Genomic DNA, 16,199 nt, shown 5'->3' on the forward strand with positions numbered 1-16,199 from the left:
AAGTAGAGAAAGGAACATCCATGCTTCGCACCATCGTAGGCGCACTTGTCGGCAAGGAAATCGATCGTCGGGACGGCCGCGGTGGGCTGAAGGGTGCTGCGGTGGGCGCGCTGGCGGCGCGCATGGCGACGCGCAGTGGCCCGTTGGGGCTCCTGCTTGGCGGCGGCTATGTCGCGAAGAAGATGTATGACCGTCGCAAGGCTGCAAAGGGCATGGCGGGTCGTCCGGTGCGTTGAACAAACAAGGAGCGGACGGATGGACCGTCCGCTCCGTTCCAACCAAGATCGCAACAGCCAGCTTTAGGCGAGCCTCTTTCCGGCGCATAACGCGGGCGGAACCTTGACGCTCGTGTCCTCTGCACGGCACTAGCGCGCATGGCCGCATCCTCTCCGACCGATCCGCATGGCTTCCGCCGTCGCGGTGTCCTGTTCGTCCTGTCCTCGCCTTCGGGGGCGGGAAAATCGACAATAGCCAAGAAGCTGTTGGCGGCCGAACAGGAATTGTCGATGTCGGTTTCCTACACGACCCGCGCGCCGCGGCCGGGCGAAGTGGACGGCAAGGACTATCATTTCGTCTCGCTAGATCGCTTTCGTGACATGGCGAACAATCACGAATTCCTCGAATGGGCGCACGTATTCGACAATCGGTACGGCACGCCGAAGGCCGACGTGTTCCACACGTTGAGCGAGGGGAAGGACATACTGTTCGACATTGATTGGCAGGGTGCCCAGCAATTGCATCAGCTGGCCGGTGGCGATGTGGTCCGGGTCTTCATCCTGCCGCCGTCAATGGCGATCCTGCAAGACCGGCTGCAGAAGCGCGCAACTGATAGCCAGGAAGTGATCGACGCGCGCATGTCGCGGGCGGCGAACGAGGTCAGCCACTGGGACGGTTACGATTATGTCCTGGTCAACGACGACCTGGAACATTGTTTCGAATGCGTGCGAATGATCCTGGCAGCAGAGCGGCTGAAGCGCTCTCGTCAGACCGGAATCATTGGCTTCATCCGTAGCCTTCTGAAGAAGAGCGGTTCAATCGAGTAGCATCAGGAATCGTACCGCGGCCTCGAGATCGCGGCGGCGGATCGCGCTGGCCTCTACGGCCAGCGGATCGACACCCCATTGTTCCGCCTGCCAGGTTTCATCCACGGTCGCGGCTTCCCATAGGGTGTCGGCGTCGATGAACTGCTCCGCCACCGCGAGCGCGCCTACCAGCGTGCCCGAAATAGTGACGATTGGCTGCAAGGCCACCAGCGAGAAGGCGTCCCGACTGGCGACCGCCTCCGCGAGCCGAGCCACGGTGGCTTCCGGCTGAGGGCGGTGCATGAGCCCGCTGACCACTTCGAAATGAACATCGTAACGCGCGCGCGCCCAATCCAGCAGCGGATCCCAAGCCTCCGCCTCGCGCTGGATCAGTTCGGCAGGTGATTCGGCACGGTAACAAAGCAGGTCAGTTTCGGCGTAGGCGACGAGCCCTGCGGCGAAGGCCGAGGGCGCTGGCGCGACGCGGTCAATCGCTGCGTTGGTGAGGCCGGTGAGTGGCATTGTGCGCGGATCGATCTCCTCCATGACGGATCGCCATTCCTCGGCAACCGCCTCTGCCAGGGGGAGTGACGGCAGGGCTAGAGGCACGCGTCCGGGCGTGCGCACAGGTCGGCCATCGAGCCGCACCACGCGCTCATCATCGATCGTCACGTCAGTCCAGAAACGCTTCACTCGGTCGGGCTCCGCCATTGACGCGCAAGGGCGCGTGGCACGACGGCCATTGCCCAGAGCGCGGCCAGCACGATCGCGCCGCCCAGCACCTTGCGTCCGGTGTCCGGACCCTCCGCGAGAAGGATGACGCCAAGAACCGCCGCCATCGCGGTGACGAGGCGGGTGAGCGAAAGGATCAGCCAGCGTGTTCGAGCAGGGTCGCGTGCCATGGCAGCAGCTATGGCCGATGCAGTGCCCGTGCGCCAGTCGCGACCAGTTGGTTCCGCAACGGGACCAAGCGGCCGTCAACCTCTTGGTTACAAGTCATCTTTATGCTCTACGGGGGTGCAATAGCGAGAGCGGGCCCGGGGGGGCAGGCCTCATATTTCTGAGCCTTGGAAACGGAACGACGATGGTCGGCGCGGCAGTCTTTATTTACGGTTTGTTGGTCAGCTTCATTTTTTCGGGCGCATCGCGCAACGCAAAGCTGCGACGCCCCAACCCGCCCGTGCTGAACTACGTCGGGTATGTCCTGTGTGGTATCACCGCGGGCGCGTCACTGATCCTGTCGGCACACGTGGTGAGCCTGTCGCTTGGCGAGCCGCTGCTCAACCTGACGATCTGATTAGCGCCGGGAGGCAGTCTCCCGGCGCTTCGATCATTTTCCGCTGAACTAACGCGCGATTACTCGCGCGATCCCCGTCCGCGTCGCTCACCGCGGCGGGCCTTGCGGACCTGCTTGGCGTGCGCGCGCGCCTTTGCCTTGCGGTCGTCGCGGGTTTCCGGCGGCTTGGTATCGGCCGGAAGTGCGTCGCCGGCGGCCTCTTCGAAGCCCAGTCCGGCCAAGCTCTCAGCGAAATGCGTCGGCAATTCTGCCGTCACGTCGATCGCGCCGCCGTCGGGATGATCCACCCGGATGCGGCGCGCATGAAGGTGCATCTTTCGGCTGATGCCACCCGTCAGAAAGGCTGCGGGGCCGCCGTATTTGCCGTCGCCGACGATGGGATGGCCGATTGCCGCCATGTGAACGCGCAACTGATGGGTGCGGCCGGTGAAGGGCTGAAGCTCCACCCAGCACGCGCGATTGCCCGCGCGTTCGATCACCCGATAGCGGCTGCGCGCGATCTGGCCGTTTTCTTCGTCGACGTGCATTTTCTCACCGCCGCTGCCCGGCTGCTTGGCGATCGGGAGATCTACCGTGCCATCATCGATCGACGGAACGCCGACGACCAGCGCCCAATAAACCTTCTTTGCCGAGCGACTGGAAAATGCCTTGGAGAAGAAGGCGGCGGCGCGCGAGGTCCGGGCGATGAGCAGCGCACCCGACGTGTCCTTGTCGAGCCGGTGGACCAGCTTGGGCCGGCCTTCCGCATCATACTGCAGCGCGTCGAGCAGGCCATCGACGTGCGCGGTCGTCTTGGTCCCGCCCTGCGTGGCGAGCCCGGGCGGCTTGTTCAGGACGAAGGCAGCGGGATCCTGATGAATGACCATTTCGCGCGCGAAGGCGATTTCATCGTCGCTGAGCGGCGGACGTTCACGCTTCGGCTTGACGTCGACTCGCACCGGCTCCGGCGGCGGGAGGCGGAGCACCTGGCCGGTTGATACCCGATCGCCCGGACCGACACGGGCGCCATCGAGGCGCAACTGCCCCGTACGTGCCCATTTGGCGACCGTCGTGAAGCTGGTGTCGGGAAGATGCCGCTTGCACCAGCGGTCGACCCGGATGCCGTCATCTTCGGCGTCAACGGTGAATTGGCGAACACTGTCACTCATGCCGTCACCCGCGAGAAAGCGAGACCCGCCGCCAGCGCCGCGATCGAACCGGTGACCGACAGCAGGATGTAGGTCAGCGCCTGGAGCCATGCACCCCGCTCGATCATCAGCATGGCGTCGAGCGAGAAGGCCGAAAAGGTGGTAAATCCGCCAAGTACGCCAACGCCGATCAACAGCCGCCAGGGTTCTGCACCGCTGCTCATTCGCGCCACCGTTCCAGCCAGCACGCCCATGGCGCAGCCACCAGCGATGTTGACGATCAATGTTCCCCACGGCCAACCGTGGCCGAGCGTGACCAGCGCTGCGCGGCCGACGAGGTGGCGCATGCCAGCCCCGACGGCACCACCGGCCATCACCAAAAGTAATCCGTTCATCGGCCCGCCCCTAGAGCGAAAACGCCAAAAGGGGAACGACGATCGCGCGTTGGGTGATCAGCCGTTGCGGGATTAACCCGCGCCGTCGGCCATCAGATCAACCTGGGTGCCGCCGTTCTGCCGCGGTTTCAGGATCAGGAAGAAGGCCGCACCCTTCTTCGTCCCGGCAAGCACATGCTCCCCGCCGTCCACCTGATGTTCGGAGCGGAAGCCCGCTTCCGAGGTGCGGGTATAGTACCAGTCCAGCAATCGCTGCATTGGCGCGGCGCTGGCAAAGCTGACGACTCGCAGCGCGCAGCCGTCGCGATCCGCGCCGGCTGCCTCGGCAATCTGCGCATCGGGGTAAAGCGGCACGCCCCGCGGCAGGCGGTTCGCCCAATCGGCTGAATAGGCCACGTTGGTCACGCATTGAGCGGATGCGCCCTGGCTTTGCGCGAGCGCCCCCAGTGTGAGCGCTTTCCGGGCCGCGGCGCATTGTTTGCAGGCGCCGGTAGGGGCTGGGGCGGATCGTAGCGCGCCTGTGGCCTGCTTTTGCACCGCGCCCGCGATACCTTCCGGCGGGAGGGCGCCCGACCCAGGCTGCATCGGCGGCCGGACGGTATTCGCATTGGCCTGCTGCAGCAGCTTCGGGTCTACCATGATCGGGTCCCGCAAGGCGCCCTGAAGCACGGGATCATTGACGCTCGCGGCATCGTTCATCGTGGCGAGGCTGTTGTCGAGATCGGCGAGCGCAGCCTGGTCTGACGCTGGCTTCCCGCACGCTGCGAGTGCCAGCGCGGCCGCTGCCCCGACATAGCCGATCGTCTTCATCATCGCTTCTCCATCAGCCGTTGTGGCTAGCAGCGCATCCTTAAGGAACGGTACGGCCCACGTGTCTTATGCTTGCAACACGCCGCGGATGCCACCATGTCATCGGCATGCTCAATATCGCTTCGATTCTTATCGGCCTCGTCACCCTCTTGCTGGGAATCGTGGCGTTCATGCCGTTGCTTGGTTGGTTGAACTGGCTCGTGATCCCGATCGGGATCGTCGGCATCGCCGTTGGCGCATTGTCGTCGACCAACGGCGGCCGGAACCTCAACATCATCCTAGTGGTGATCTTCGCACTTCGCCTGATGCTGGGCGGCGGGATCATCTGAATCCCGCCAGCGCCAGCCTTGGCATTCAGCTAGGTCCTGCGCCCGCGTGTCAGGGCGCAACCACCACGCAGCTGACGCCAGCCTTTGAACAGGCCGCCTGCGCGGCCGTGCGTGATGTAAAGCCGGTGGCCTGCAGCCGGGTGATGGTGCCTGCCTTGACATAGCTGGGGCTACCGCCGGTTCGGTTCCCCACCTTTGACCAAAGATTGCGGGCATTCGCCTCGTCACGGAAGGCGCCGAGCTGAATGCGCCAGCTTCCACCGCCCGCGGCGGGTCGGGGCGTCGCCGTGGGGACGGCACGGGCGGGCTGGGGCGTGACCGAGGCCGGTGCGCTGGTGGTTACCGGCGTTGCTGCCGCCGGCGCCCGGGTAGCGACGGCTGGTGCATTCGTCGTCACGCTGGTGCGTGGCGGTGAAGCAGCGGCGGCGGCGCTGGCCCGTGGCGGCGCTGAATCGACCGTCGCGCCGGCGGGACGGGCGGGTGGCAGCGTCGCGGCGAGTGCACGGGCTTCGGTCTCATATTTGCGGGCGAGCGTCAGGCCCTGCTGGCGCTGTGCCTCCGGGATATATTGATCCATCTGCGCCAGCGTCTGCGAGGCTTGCGGCAGGCCCTGCTGCGAGGATCGAGTGACGAGCGCATAGGCGCGGGTCCAGTCGCGCGGCACGCCGTCCGCATTGAACAGCATGGTGCCGAGGACAAGCTGGGCGCGCTTCTCGCCGCGGGCGACGGATTTCTCCAGCCACGGCAGCGCCTCCGTCTTCTTGCCTTCCTGGAACAGCGCGAGGCCGTAATTGTCGATTGCCTGGGCATGGCCCTGAACGGCGGCCTTGCGGAACCATTCGACGGCAGCGGGAAGATCGGCCTGGACACCGCGGCCCAGCTTATACGCCTGCCCCAGGTTGAACTGCGCGTCCGCATCACCGGATACGGCGAGTGGGCGCCAGGTCTGCACAGCAGCCTTGTAGTCGCCGCGCGTCCAGGCATCCACGCCCTGCTTCACGTCGGCGCCAGCCGGCAGGGCCGACACAAGTGCGGCAACGGGCAACAACAGGCAGGCATTTCGCATTGATCGAACCCCCAAGTTCACGGTTCCGCTGACAAGCTGGAGCAGCGATCTGACCCCATAAGGTTACTGCTTCAATAACCCTTTGCCAGCGAAAGTGAGCCGCCATTTACCATTCCTTAGACCCAAAGGGGCACACCTTCATGCGCAAGGTGGCACGTCCATCGGGGCACTGACGTCTTCGGGCGGGGCGCCGCATTTCCCGAGAGGGGCGGATGCGCGCAGCGGTGCAACGCTGGTGCCTGAGACAAAGATCGTTCGGGGACTGAGACATGAAGAAGCGCGCGATTGCTGGGCTAAGCCTGTCCGCGTTGATGCTCGGCGGAACCGTGGTGGGATGCGCACAGGGCGGGATTTCCACCGCGAGCACCCGCAGCGAGGCGAAGCTGGCGGCGTCGGCGGCGAGCAATGCGGCAAAGGCGCAGCAGGCGCTGGCAAAGGGCGACGCGGCGAGAGCGATCACCTTTGCCGAGGCAGCTGTGGCGGCCATGCCGCGCGATGCCGAGCTTCGTGCGCTGCTGGGCGCGTCCTACCTCAAGGCTGGGCGCTTCACGTCGGCGCATGAGGCGTACGCCGATGTGCTCCAGCTCGCGCCAACCAACGGGAAGGCCGCGCTCAACCTGGCGCTGGCGATGATCGCGGAAGGGCAGTGGGACGAGGCGCGGACGCTGCTGGAAGAACATGCCGCCATCGTTCCCGCCGCCGACCGTGGGCTCGCGACCGCGCTCGCGGGCGATCCGGCATCGGGCGCCGAGCTCCTGATGGGCGCCGCGCGCGCACCCGATGCTACGGCTACAACGCGGCAGAATTTTGCACTCGTCCTGGCGCTCGCCGGCCGCTGGGCGGAGGCACGACAGATCGCCGGGATCGACATGGCCCCGCAGGCGGCGGACGCCCGCATGCTGGAATGGGCCACGTTCGCCAAGCCGACGGGCGCAGCTGACCAGGTATCGGCACTATTGGGTGTGATCCCCGTCAAGGATCCGGGGCTTCCGGTGGCCCTCGCGCTGAATGCCACCGTGCCGGTGACCGCGCTGGCTGCCGTGCAGCCGGCTGCGATGAACCCCGAAACAACCGCACCCGGCGTACCCGCCGAGCAGCCCGTCGAGGTGGCGCAGGTCGCTCCTCAGGTACCTGTTGCAGCGACGGACACGTCCGCCAGCGGCAGCCGGATCGTGTTTGCGGCGCGCCAGGAAGTCGTACAGTCGCTGCCAGCTGGGCGTGCACCCCCGACTCCTGCCGCGGCCGTGGCCAAGACCCGCTTGGCGTCGGCGACGAGCGTGTCTTCACCGCGCGAGCGGGCGAAGGGCGACTGGTACGTTCAGCTTGGCGCCTTTGATTCCGCGGGGGTGGCGAAGGACGCGTGGCAGCGGGCCCAGCGGCGCTACCCAGCGCTTGCCGAGCAGACACCGACCGGAATGGCGTTCAAGTCGTTCTATCGTCTCTCCGTCGGCGGGTTCAGCCGCAACGACGCAGAGTCGATGTGCCGCGGCTATCGCGCCACGGGTGGCCGCTGCTTCGTGCGGACCGGCGCGGGCGACCAGACCGCGTCCTGGGTGAAGCCGGCCAAGGTCCAACTCGCCGTTCGCTGAGCCGATCATGCCGGGTCGATAAGCGACGCCGGCACGATGATCAGGTGGCTGGGATCTCCCGGCCGCCCTTGAACAGCCGGAGCACGCGACCCTGCACCGGCAGGCCGTCGAACGGCGTGTTACCGGCCATTCCGGGCAGCGTGTCGGCATTGACCTGCCACGGTGCATCGGGATCGACGAGCATCAGGTCGGCCTGGTCGCCTTCCGCCAGGATACCGCTCTCCACACCCAGGATCGCTGCGGGATTGCGCGACAACAGTGCGGGCAGACGTTCCAGCGGCAGCCGCTCGTCCAGGACCAGTCCGAGGGCAAGCGCCAGCAAGGTTGCGGCGCCAGCCGCGCCGGCCACGGAATCGGCGAAGGGCAGCCGCTTTTCCTCCGGACCATGCGGGTCGTGGCCGGAGCACAAAACGTCGATCGTCCCGTCTGCGAGCGCTGCGAGGGCGGCCCGGCGGTCATCCTCCGAGCGGAGCGGTGGGGACAAGCGCGCAAAGGTGCGGAAGTCGCTCATCGCGATGTCGGAAAGGAGGAGGTGCGCGGGCGTGATGCCACAGGTGACGCGGACGCCGCGCCGCTTGGCCGCGCGGATCAGGTCGAAACCGGCAGCAGTGGTGACCTGGCGGATGTGGATGCGCGCGTCGGCTGCCTCCGCCAGCATCAGGTCGCGCGCGATGGCGAGTGGCTCGGCCAGCGAGGGCGCGGCTGGCAGGCCCAGGCGAGTTGCCGTCTCGCCAGTGGTGGCAACCGCGTCGCCAACCAATCCGTGATCCTCGGCATGAGTGATCACCACGAGATCGAGATCGCGGGCATAAGCGAGGACACGGGCCATGACCCCTGAGTCGGCGATCCACTGCCGCCCCGTGCCGACAGCGCGCGCTCCGGCCGAGACGCAGATCGCCATTTCGGCGAGATCGGTGCCGGCAAGCCCGCGGGTGGCAGCAGCGATCGGGTGGATCCACAGATCGGGTCGGCCGATCAAGGCGGAGCGCTGAACGATGCCGGGTTCGTCAAGCACTGGGCTCTGATCCGGCAGCAACCCAACACGAACGATGCCGCCGGCGCGAAAGGCGGCGCGATCGATCGTGGCGACGCCTAGATCGACGATCGCCGGCGCGAGGAGCTTGCCCGCGCAGTCGATGATGGTCGCGCCGCTCACTGCCTCGCCGATAATGCGGCCGTCGGCCACGTACAGGTCGCCGCCACGTTCGCCATCGCGTGCGCAGAGGATGCGAGCGTTGCGGAAATGGAGTGCGTTGGTCATGCCCAGCCCTCCACGCCGCGCGCTCGTCGGGTCAGCACATCGAGGCAGGCCATTCGGACGGCAACACCCATCTCGACCTGTTCGGTAATGGCAGAACGTTCTGGATGGTCCGCTACGCTCGAGTCGATCTCCACCCCTCGGTTCATAGGCCCGGGGTGCATGACCAGCGCATCGGGTTTCGCACGCGCCAACCGTTCAGGCGTGAGGCCGTACCGCAAGCGGTACTCGCGGCTGGAGGGCACATAGCCGCCGGACATACGCTCCGTCTGAAGGCGGAGCATCATCACCACGTCGGCACCTTCGAGCGCGGCGTCGAAATCGGTGAAAGGCGTGACGCCCATGCGCTCAATCGCGGGCGGCATCAGGGTCGACGGCGCGCATACTCGCACCTCCGCTGCCAGCGCGGTGAGCGCGAGGATATTGGATCGGGCGACCCGGCTGTGCAGCACGTCGCCGCAAATCACGACTCGCTGATTGTGGATCGTGCCGCGGCGGCGCCGGATAGTCAGTGCATCGAGCAGCGCTTGGGTCGGATGTTCATGCCGTCCGTCCCCTGCATTCAGCACCGGACAATCCACCTTGTCCGCGATCAGCCGGACCGCGCCCGACGACATGTGGCGAATGACGAGAACATCCGCACGCATGGCGTTCAACGTCATCGCCGTGTCGATCAGGGTTTCGCCCTTTTTCACGCTCGACTGTGCGGCGTGCATGTTCACGACGTCAGCCCCCAGTCGCTTTCCGGCGATTTCGAAGCTGAGCAGCGTCCGGGTCGAGTTTTCGAAGAAGGCGTTGATTTGGGTCAGACCGGCGAGCCGCTTGTCTGGCGCCGCACGATCGCGGTTGGCGGTGATCCAGCCCTCCGCCTCGTCGAGCAGGAAGCTGATCTCGTGTGGCTGAAGACCCTCGATCCCGGTGAGGTGACGGTGTGGGAAAACGTCGCCTCCGGCAATGAGAGAGGCGGGGCGGTGGTCCGACATTTGCATCAAAGGCGCCGGATAATCATGGCGCGAGCGGAGGGCAAGCCGCGCTGTCCCGTAGGATAACGAGCGGTGGTGTCAGATGGTCAGCGCATCGATTGCGGCTTGGAGAATATGGGCCGCTGCGAGCGAGTCGATCCGTTCGGCGCGTTTGGCGCGGCTCATGTCCTGCTCGATCATGACGCGTTCCACCGCGACGGTGGACCAGCGCTCGTCCCACAACAGGATCGGTCCGAGATCGGTGATGTTGCGCGCAAACGCGCGGGTCGACTGGCTGCGCGGGCCTTCGCTACCGTCCAAATTGAGCGGCAGGCCAAGCACGATCCCGGCCACATTCTGCGCGGCGATGAGATCCGCCAACAGGGCCTTGTCTTGCGTGAACTTGCGGCGGCGGATCAACGTGGCGGGGCTGGCGAAGCTCCAGCCGGCGTCGCACAAGGCGGTGCCGATCGTCTTTGTGCCGAGGTCGAGCCCAAGTAGCCGCCCGCCGGTGGGGAGTGCTTCGCGAAAATCGGCAGCGTTTGGCGTGATCATTGTGCAGCCACCCGCCGTGCGGCGTCCGCACGGACATTCGCCCAGAAGAGCGAATAATCATAAACGTGATAGTTGTTGCCCGGAAGGACATAGGGACCGACGTCCGGTCCTTCGCCGATCAGGAGCAGCCCGCGCTCTCCGCACCGGGCCGGTACCTTGCCGGCCTGGATCGTCGCGCTGGCCAGATCCTCGGTCGGGAAGAGCGTGCCGGCGTTCGCGCTAGCCGGTGCCGCGGCGTTCGCTGTTCCGGTCAACGGGTTGGTGCAGACAAGGTCGCTGCCGCGTCGCGGCTGACCGTCGAAGCCGGTCGTGCTGTCATAGGTGTCGATTACCAGCGCCGGGTCGGCCGGCTCGGCAAAGCTCTCCCACGAAAGAAGGCAGCCGCGCTGATCGGCGCGGGTGCATTCGGGGAGGCCGAGTGCCGCGAGATCGTTGTTGCGGCTGATCGGCCAGCCGACAACATAGGCCGCGACAACGCGGCGGGCGAGCGGCGTACCGGCGACCTGATCCTTCAGCAGATGCGTCAGGTGCAAGGCGCCCTGGCTATGGCCAGCGAGGATGATCGGCCGATCGGGGCCGACTTCCTTCAGGAACGCGGCAAACGCCTCCTGCACGTCGCCATACGCCAGCTCGAGGGCGCGACGAGCATCGGCGGCATCAGTCAGGAATGAGCCGAAGGTCGCCTGGCGATAGCGCGGCGCCCAGATCTCTCCCACTTCATTGAACGCGCTCGCCTGGCCACGAAGGAAAAGGGCGGCGCGGGCGTTCGCCTCCTCATCATCCAGCGGCGCGTTCCAATGGTCGGCGTTGAGATAAGAGGTCGGGTGAATGAAGAAGACTGCCGAACCACCGGGCGCCGCGCGTGGCTTGTACCCCGCTGGGGTCCACAAGGCGGGATTGCCGGCGATGTCGGGCCGCGCTAGCCACATGTCAGTACGATCATAGCTGTTGACGGTCAGTGCCGGCTGCTGTTCGAACGCAACCTTCGGCTTGTAATACCAGCGGATCAGATCGGTGCCGTAGAAATTCCAGGTGATCTGAAAAACGATGATCAGCGCGATCAACGCCGCCATGACATAGAGGAACTTGCGAGCCATGCGCGCCGCCTGCCCCAGTCGCGGCGGGCGTGCAACTTTGACCGTCCGGGAGGGGTCGCCAACGCGGTACCCATCGATCGCGCATACGCTTTCCCGACCATTGCGCTTCGCCCCGCCGCGATGGTAGCGGGCGCCATGTCCGTAGATACTGTCACCGTGAAGAAGGTCGCGAGCCTTGCGCGCATCGCGATCGACGATGCCGCCGCCGAGCGGCTCGTGCCCGAGCTGAACAACATCCTGGGCTGGATCGAGCAACTGGGTGAGGTGGATACGAGCGGCGTCGCGCCAATGACCGCCGTGATCCCCAACACGCTGCGCTTGCGCGACGACGTGGTGAATGCCGATCCGCTGACCGGCGGCGGGATCCGCGACGCGGTACTCGCCAATGCGCCACAGGCGGAGCATGGCTTCTTCACCGTGCCCAAGGTGATCGAATGATCGCCGCGTCCATCGTGCAGCGCCCGATGGCGCTCCTTTTCCTTGAACAGCCGGCGATCGTCGGCGTGACGGTGCTTTGATGACTGACCTCACAGATCTTGGCATTCGCGACATTCGCGACGGCGTGCGTACCGGTACGTTTTCGGCGCGCGAAGTCGCCACTGCCTTCAACGACGCGGTCAGCCGCGCGAAGCCGCTGAACGCATTTCTGGTCGAGACGCCTGATCATGCGCTGGCCGCGGCCGACGCCGCCGATGCGGCGCGCGCAGCAGGCGAGGAGCTGAAGCCGCTGGCTGGCGTGCCGATCGGCATGAAGGACCTGTTCTGCACCAAGGGCGTGACGACCACGGCAGCCAGCCACATACTGGAAGGCTTCAAGCCGCAGTATGAGTCCACCGTGTCGCAGAAGCTGTGGGATGCCGGCGCCGGGATGCTCGGCAAGCTGAACATGGATCAGTTCGCCATGGGCTCGTCCAACGAGACCAGCGCTTTCGGTAATGTGATTTCGCCGTGGCGTAGTAACGACGGCAGCACCGCGCCGCTGGCGCCGGGTGGCTCGTCGGGTGGATCGTCCTCCGCCGTGGCGGCTCGGCTTTGCCCGGGCGCGACGGGCACAGATACGGGGGGCTCGATCCGTCAGCCGGCGGCATTCACTGGTATATCCGGCATCAAGCCAACCTATGGCCGCTGCTCACGCTGGGGCACGATCGCCTTCGCCTCGTCGCTCGATCAGGCAGGCCCGATGGCGCGCGACGTGCGCGATTGCGCGATCATGCTTGAGGCGATGAGCGGCTTCGACGCAAAGGACGCGACGTCGCTCGACCTGCCGGTGCCCCAGTGGGAGCAGTCGCTCAACGCCAACATGGCGGGAAAGCGGGTCGGTATCCCGCGCGAATATCGCGTCGACAACATGCCCGAGGAGATCGAGGCGCTCTGGCAGCAGGGCATCGCGTGGATGAAGGATGCGGGCGCGGAAATCGTCGAGGTGTCGCTGCCGCACACCAAATATGCGCTGCCCGCCTATTACATCATCGCGCCTGCCGAGGCGTCGTCAAACCTCGCCCGCTATGATGGCGTGCGTTATGGCTTGCGCGACTTGCCCGAGGGCGCGAACCTGCAGGAAATGTATGCGGCGACGCGCGCTGCCGGCTTCGGCGACGAGGTGAAGCGCCGTATCCTGATTGGCACCTATGTGCTCTCAGCCGGCTTCTACGACGCCTATTTCACGCAGGCATCGAAGGTCCGCACGCTGATCGCGCGGGACTTCGAGAAGGCCTGGGAAAGCTGCGACGTGCTGCTGACCCCGACCGCGCCATCGGCGGCGTTCGCGCTGGGCGAGAAGAGCGCTGATCCGCTGGCGATGTACCTCAACGACGTGTTCACCGTGCCGTCGAGCCTTGCCGGGCTGCCGGCGATGAGCGTGCCGGGCGGTCTGGATCGCAAGGGCCTGCCGCTCGGGCTGCAGGTGATCGGCAAGGCGCTGGACGAGCAGGGCGTGCTGAACGCCGCACTCGCGCTCGAGGAACGCGCGGGCTTTGCGGCTCGGCCGCAGGCGTGGTGGTAATGACGTTTGAATTCGGGAATCAGGCCAATGGCTGACGCAACCGCACCATATCGCATCAAGGGTGCCACCGGCGACTGGGAGGTCGTGATCGGCCTTGAAGTGCACGCACAGGTGACCTCCAACGCCAAGCTGTTCTCAGGCGCGGCGACCGCGTTCGGCGCGGAGCCCAATACGCAAGTGAGCCTGATCGACGCGGCGATGCCTGGCATGCTGCCGGTGCCGAACCGCGAGTGCATCCGCCAGGCGGTGCGCACCGGCATGGCGATCGATGCGCAGATCAACAAATGGTCACGGTTCGACCGCAAGAACTATTTCTACGCCGATCTGCCGCAGGGCTATCAGATTTCGCAGCTTTATCATCCGCTTGTCGGGGAAGGCTCGATCGAGATCGAGGATGGTGAGACAGTAAAGACGATCGGTGTGGAGCGCATCCACGTTGAGCAGGACGCCGGCAAGCTGATGCATGATCAGCATCCGACGCGCTCCTATGTCGATCTCAACCGCTCCGGCGTGGCGCTGATGGAGATCGTCAGCCGTCCGGACATGCGTTCGCCCTCGGAAGCGGGCGCGTATCTGCGCAAGCTCCGTGCGATCCTGCGTTATGTCGGCAGCTGCGACGGCAACATGGAGGAAGGGTCCATGCGCGCCGACGTCAACGTCAGCGTTCGCCGGCCGGGCGACGAGTTCGGCACACGGACCGAGACGAAAAACGTGAACTCGGTGCGCTTCGTGATGGCGGCGATCGAGCATGAGGCGAACCGCCAGGTCGACGTGCTGGAGAGCGGCGGAAAGATCGTTCAGGAAACGCGGCTGTTCAACGCGGACACCGGAACGACGCGCTCAATGCGGTCGAAGGAAGACGCGCACGATTATCGCTATTTCCCGGATCCGGACCTGCTGCCGCTGGAACTGGATGACGCATTCCTCGAGGAATGCCGCGCGTCGCTGCCCGAACTGCCTGACGCGAAGCGCAAGCGGTATGAGGCAGCGGGGATCACGCCGTACAATGCGGACGTGCTGACCGCAGAGGTCGAGACGGCGCGCTGGTTCGATGCATTGCTGGAGGCCGGCGCGGCGCCGGTCGCCGCATCAAATTGGGTGGCGGGTGAATTGTTCGGCGCGCTGAACCGCATCGGCAAGGATATCACCGAATCGCCTGTGACCCCGGGGCAGGCGGCTGAGCTGCTGGCACTTGTCGCTGACGGCACGCTGTCTGGCAGCCTCGCGAAGCAGGTGTTCGAGGTAATGCTGGAAACGGGCGACGCTCCGGGCAAGATCGTCGAGGAGCGGGGTCTGAAGCAGACGAGCGACACCGGGGCGATCGAAGCGGTAATTGCCGAGGTGCTGGCCAAGAACCCAAATCAGCTGGAGCAGTATCGCGCCGGCAAGGTCGCGCTGTTCGGTTTCTTCGTCGGTCAGACGATGAAAGCGATGGGGGGCAAGGCCAATCCGGGCGTGGTCAACGAGCTGCTGAAGAAGGCGCTAGGCTGATCCGCGTGTCACTCCGGCGTGGGTCGGAGTGACACGCCCGTCGGCGGCACACCGCTATCAGCGCAGCGAGCGGAAGGTCGCGCGCACCTCTTCCACGAACAGTTCGGGCTGTTCGAACGCGGCGAAATGCCCGCCCCTATCCAGCTCGTTCCAGTGGATGATGTTGCTGTAGGTTCGCTCTGCCCAGCGGCGGGAAGGACGAAGGATCTCCTTGGGGAAGATGCTGCATCCGGTAGGAACCGTGACCTTCTGCCCGCCGAATGCGCCGAAGCTCTCCCAGTACAGCCGTGCCGATGAGGCGCCGGTGCCGGTCAGCCAGTACAGCATGATGTCGTCGAGCATCTCGTCCCTGGTCAGGGCGTTCTCCGGCACGCCGCCGCAATCGGTCCATTCGTGGAACTTCTCATAGATCCACATCGCCTGGCCGACAGGTGAATCGACCAAGCTGTAGCCAAGCGTCTGGGGCCGCGTGGACTGCTGCTTCGAATAGCCGGTGCCCTGGTCCGCATGACGCTTCAGGTCGGCCAGCGCTGCCTTTTCCGCTTCATTGGCGCTGTAGACGTCTTCCGGCGTCGGCTGGACAGTCACCATGTTCAGGTGAATGCCGGCCACGGCCGGATCGCCGCTGGCACCGATCGCGGTCGTCACGGCCGATCCCCAGTCTCCACCCTGGGCGACAAAGCGGGCATAGCCGAGCCGCTTCATGAGGGTGATCCAGGCGGCGGCGATGTGCGGGACGCCCCATCCCTTGTCGGCGGGGCGATCGGAAAAGCCGTATCCGGGAAGCGATGGGCAGATGACGTGAAAGGCATCGCGCGGGTCGCCGCCATGCGCCGCGGGATCGGTGAGCGGTCCGATCACTTTCAGGAACTCGACCACCGATCCCGGCCAGCCATGAGTCAGGATCAGGGGCATTGCGTCCGATTCCGGCGAACGGCGGTGAAGGAAATGGATCGTCAGCCCGTCGATGGCGGTCGTGAACTGCCCCACGTCGTTGAGCGCCGCCTCGCACCGGCGCCAATCGTAGCGGTGCTCCCAATGATCCACCAGCGCCCGGGCTGACGCCAGCGGCACGCCTTGTTGCCAGGCATCCACGGTTTCGCGCTCCGGCCAGCGGGTGCGCGCGAGGCGTTCCTTGAGGTCATCAAGATCCTCTTGCGGGATGGCCAGGGTGAAGGGCGTGATCGTTTCAGTCATCG

The 16,199-nt window shown here is 65.6% G+C and carries 19 protein-coding genes; 8 read left to right on the top strand and 11 right to left on the bottom strand.

Annotated features, from left to right (window positions below):
* Positions 1 to 20: 20 nt before the first annotated feature.
* Both K0S66_RS00450 and gmk read left to right on the top strand, forming a co-directional pair.
* A complete protein-coding gene (locus tag K0S66_RS00450) occupies positions 21 to 236 on the top strand; it encodes a hypothetical protein (RefSeq protein ID WP_301073101.1) in 216 nt (71 codons plus the stop codon).
* A 138-nt stretch (positions 237 to 374) separates the two neighbouring features.
* Positions 375 to 1,043 carry a guanylate kinase gene (gmk, locus tag K0S66_RS00455; protein ID WP_301073102.1) on the top strand — a complete coding sequence of 223 codons (669 nt, stop codon included), beginning with the start codon at positions 375 to 377 and terminating at the stop codon, positions 1,041 to 1,043.
* On the opposite strand, the gene K0S66_RS00460 is transcribed toward gmk, so the two are convergent.
* Both K0S66_RS00460 and K0S66_RS00465 read right to left on the bottom strand, forming a co-directional pair.
* Positions 1,032 to 1,715, bottom strand: coding sequence for an ATP12 family protein (locus K0S66_RS00460; RefSeq protein ID WP_301073104.1), 684 nt, complete (start codon positions 1,713 to 1,715; stop codon positions 1,032 to 1,034). The genes gmk and K0S66_RS00460 overlap by 12 nt on opposite strands.
* Entirely contained in the window at positions 1,712 to 1,924 is a 213-nt protein-coding gene (locus K0S66_RS00465) for a hypothetical protein (protein WP_301073105.1), read from the bottom strand. Before K0S66_RS00465 ends, K0S66_RS00460 begins: the two co-directional genes overlap by 4 nt.
* 182 nt (positions 1,925 to 2,106) lie before the next feature.
* On the opposite strand from K0S66_RS00465, the gene K0S66_RS00470 reads away from it, so the two are divergent.
* On the top strand, positions 2,107 to 2,319 hold the full coding sequence (locus K0S66_RS00470; protein WP_301073106.1) for a hypothetical protein: 213 nt from the start codon (positions 2,107 to 2,109) through the stop codon (positions 2,317 to 2,319).
* Positions 2,320 to 2,378: 59 nt separating this feature from the next.
* Here the strand turns inward: K0S66_RS00470 and K0S66_RS00475 are convergent, their stop codons facing one another.
* The 3 genes from K0S66_RS00475 to K0S66_RS00485 form a co-directional block, all read right to left on the bottom strand.
* A complete protein-coding gene (locus K0S66_RS00475) occupies positions 2,379 to 3,467 on the bottom strand; it encodes an RluA family pseudouridine synthase (protein WP_301073107.1) in 1,089 nt (362 codons plus the stop codon).
* Entirely contained in the window at positions 3,464 to 3,841 is a 378-nt protein-coding gene (gene crcB / locus K0S66_RS00480) for a fluoride efflux transporter CrcB (RefSeq protein ID WP_301073109.1), read from the bottom strand. The genes K0S66_RS00475 and crcB overlap by 4 nt, the downstream gene beginning before the upstream one ends.
* A gap of 72 nt (positions 3,842 to 3,913) precedes the next feature.
* Positions 3,914 to 4,654: a hypothetical protein gene (locus K0S66_RS00485; RefSeq protein ID WP_301073110.1), complete on the bottom strand. Its 741-nt coding sequence runs from the start codon at positions 4,652 to 4,654 to the stop codon at positions 3,914 to 3,916.
* Between the two features lie 104 nt (positions 4,655 to 4,758).
* On the opposite strand from K0S66_RS00485, the gene K0S66_RS00490 reads away from it, so the two are divergent.
* Complete coding sequence (locus tag K0S66_RS00490; protein ID WP_301073111.1) at positions 4,759 to 4,980, top strand: hypothetical protein; 222 nt, start codon at positions 4,759 to 4,761, stop codon at positions 4,978 to 4,980.
* Between the two features lie 49 nt (positions 4,981 to 5,029).
* Here the strand turns inward: K0S66_RS00490 and K0S66_RS00495 are convergent, their stop codons facing one another.
* Entirely contained in the window at positions 5,030 to 6,028 is a 999-nt protein-coding gene (locus tag K0S66_RS00495) for an SPOR domain-containing protein (RefSeq protein WP_301073112.1), read from the bottom strand.
* Positions 6,029 to 6,315: 287 nt separating this feature from the next.
* Between K0S66_RS00495 and K0S66_RS00500 the strand changes: the two genes are divergently transcribed.
* Positions 6,316 to 7,635 (top strand): SPOR domain-containing protein, encoded by a 1,320-nt coding sequence (locus K0S66_RS00500; RefSeq protein WP_301073113.1) that lies wholly within the window; start codon positions 6,316 to 6,318, stop codon positions 7,633 to 7,635.
* Positions 7,636 to 7,675: 40 nt separating this feature from the next.
* On the opposite strand, the gene K0S66_RS00505 is transcribed toward K0S66_RS00500, so the two are convergent.
* From K0S66_RS00505 to K0S66_RS00520, 4 genes are all read right to left on the bottom strand, one after another.
* Positions 7,676 to 8,896, bottom strand: a complete 1,221-nt coding sequence (locus tag K0S66_RS00505; RefSeq protein WP_301073114.1) for a dihydroorotase — start codon at positions 8,894 to 8,896, stop codon at positions 7,676 to 7,678.
* The gene (locus tag K0S66_RS00510) at positions 8,893 to 9,882 is read right to left on the bottom strand and encodes an aspartate carbamoyltransferase catalytic subunit (RefSeq protein ID WP_301073115.1); all 990 of its coding nucleotides are present in this window, start codon (positions 9,880 to 9,882) and stop codon (positions 8,893 to 8,895) included. The genes K0S66_RS00505 and K0S66_RS00510 overlap by 4 nt, the downstream gene beginning before the upstream one ends.
* A gap of 72 nt (positions 9,883 to 9,954) precedes the next feature.
* Positions 9,955 to 10,410 carry a Holliday junction resolvase RuvX gene (ruvX, locus tag K0S66_RS00515; RefSeq protein ID WP_301073116.1) on the bottom strand — a complete coding sequence of 152 codons (456 nt, stop codon included), beginning with the start codon at positions 10,408 to 10,410 and terminating at the stop codon, positions 9,955 to 9,957.
* Positions 10,407 to 11,507, bottom strand: a complete 1,101-nt coding sequence (locus tag K0S66_RS00520) for a DUF3089 domain-containing protein (protein ID WP_301073117.1) — start codon at positions 11,505 to 11,507, stop codon at positions 10,407 to 10,409. The genes ruvX and K0S66_RS00520 overlap by 4 nt, the downstream gene beginning before the upstream one ends.
* 135 nt (positions 11,508 to 11,642) lie before the next feature.
* Between K0S66_RS00520 and gatC the strand changes: the two genes are divergently transcribed.
* The 3 genes from gatC to gatB all read left to right on the top strand — a co-directional run bounded on the left by gatC (position 11,643) and on the right by gatB (position 15,000).
* Positions 11,643 to 11,945 carry an Asp-tRNA(Asn)/Glu-tRNA(Gln) amidotransferase subunit GatC gene (gatC, locus tag K0S66_RS00525; RefSeq protein ID WP_301073118.1) on the top strand — a complete coding sequence of 101 codons (303 nt, stop codon included), beginning with the start codon at positions 11,643 to 11,645 and terminating at the stop codon, positions 11,943 to 11,945.
* A gap of 79 nt (positions 11,946 to 12,024) precedes the next feature.
* Positions 12,025 to 13,509, top strand: a complete 1,485-nt coding sequence (gene gatA, locus K0S66_RS00530) for an Asp-tRNA(Asn)/Glu-tRNA(Gln) amidotransferase subunit GatA (protein WP_301073119.1) — start codon at positions 12,025 to 12,027, stop codon at positions 13,507 to 13,509.
* A 27-nt stretch (positions 13,510 to 13,536) separates the two neighbouring features.
* Entirely contained in the window at positions 13,537 to 15,000 is a 1,464-nt protein-coding gene (gatB, locus tag K0S66_RS00535; RefSeq protein ID WP_301073120.1) for an Asp-tRNA(Asn)/Glu-tRNA(Gln) amidotransferase subunit GatB, read from the top strand.
* A gap of 57 nt (positions 15,001 to 15,057) precedes the next feature.
* Here gatB and K0S66_RS00540 read toward each other — a convergent pair whose 3' ends face one another.
* Entirely contained in the window at positions 15,058 to 16,197 is a 1,140-nt protein-coding gene (locus tag K0S66_RS00540) for an epoxide hydrolase family protein (RefSeq protein ID WP_301073121.1), read from the bottom strand.
* Positions 16,198 to 16,199 lie beyond the last annotated feature (2 nt).

It is taken from the genome of Sphingomonas sp., from assembly GCF_029239295.1.
In the GTDB taxonomy this organism is placed as follows: domain Bacteria; phylum Pseudomonadota; class Alphaproteobacteria; order Sphingomonadales; family Sphingomonadaceae; genus Sphingomonas.

Bases quoted from the DNA above. Each gene is read 5' to 3' on its own strand.
- K0S66_RS00450 (WP_301073101.1), top strand. From the start codon at position 21: ATGCTTCGCACCATCGTAGGCGCACTTGTCGGCAAGGAAATCGATCGT.
- gmk (WP_301073102.1), top strand. From the start codon at position 375: ATGGCCGCATCCTCTCCGACCGATCCGCATGGCTTCCGCCGTCGCGGT.
- K0S66_RS00465 (WP_301073105.1), bottom strand. From the start codon at position 1,924: ATGGCACGCGACCCTGCTCGAACACGCTGGCTGATCCTTTCGCTCACC.
- K0S66_RS00470 (WP_301073106.1), top strand. From the start codon at position 2,107: ATGGTCGGCGCGGCAGTCTTTATTTACGGTTTGTTGGTCAGCTTCATT.
- K0S66_RS00475 (WP_301073107.1), bottom strand. From the start codon at position 3,467: ATGAGTGACAGTGTTCGCCAATTCACCGTTGACGCCGAAGATGACGGC.
- crcB (WP_301073109.1), bottom strand. From the start codon at position 3,841: ATGAACGGATTACTTTTGGTGATGGCCGGTGGTGCCGTCGGGGCTGGC.
- K0S66_RS00485 (WP_301073110.1), bottom strand. From the start codon at position 4,654: ATGATGAAGACGATCGGCTATGTCGGGGCAGCGGCCGCGCTGGCACTC.
- K0S66_RS00490 (WP_301073111.1), top strand. From the start codon at position 4,759: ATGCTCAATATCGCTTCGATTCTTATCGGCCTCGTCACCCTCTTGCTG.
- K0S66_RS00500 (WP_301073113.1), top strand. From the start codon at position 6,316: ATGAAGAAGCGCGCGATTGCTGGGCTAAGCCTGTCCGCGTTGATGCTC.
- K0S66_RS00505 (WP_301073114.1), bottom strand. From the start codon at position 8,896: ATGACCAACGCACTCCATTTCCGCAACGCTCGCATCCTCTGCGCACGC.
- K0S66_RS00510 (WP_301073115.1), bottom strand. From the start codon at position 9,882: ATGCAAATGTCGGACCACCGCCCCGCCTCTCTCATTGCCGGAGGCGAC.
- ruvX (WP_301073116.1), bottom strand. From the start codon at position 10,410: ATGATCACGCCAAACGCTGCCGATTTTCGCGAAGCACTCCCCACCGGC.
- K0S66_RS00520 (WP_301073117.1), bottom strand. From the start codon at position 11,507: ATGGCTCGCAAGTTCCTCTATGTCATGGCGGCGTTGATCGCGCTGATC.
- gatC (WP_301073118.1), top strand. From the start codon at position 11,643: ATGTCCGTAGATACTGTCACCGTGAAGAAGGTCGCGAGCCTTGCGCGC.
- gatA (WP_301073119.1), top strand. From the start codon at position 12,025: ATGACTGACCTCACAGATCTTGGCATTCGCGACATTCGCGACGGCGTG.
- gatB (WP_301073120.1), top strand. From the start codon at position 13,537: ATGGCTGACGCAACCGCACCATATCGCATCAAGGGTGCCACCGGCGAC.
- K0S66_RS00540 (WP_301073121.1), bottom strand. From the start codon at position 16,197: ATGACTGAAACGATCACGCCCTTCACCCTGGCCATCCCGCAAGAGGAT.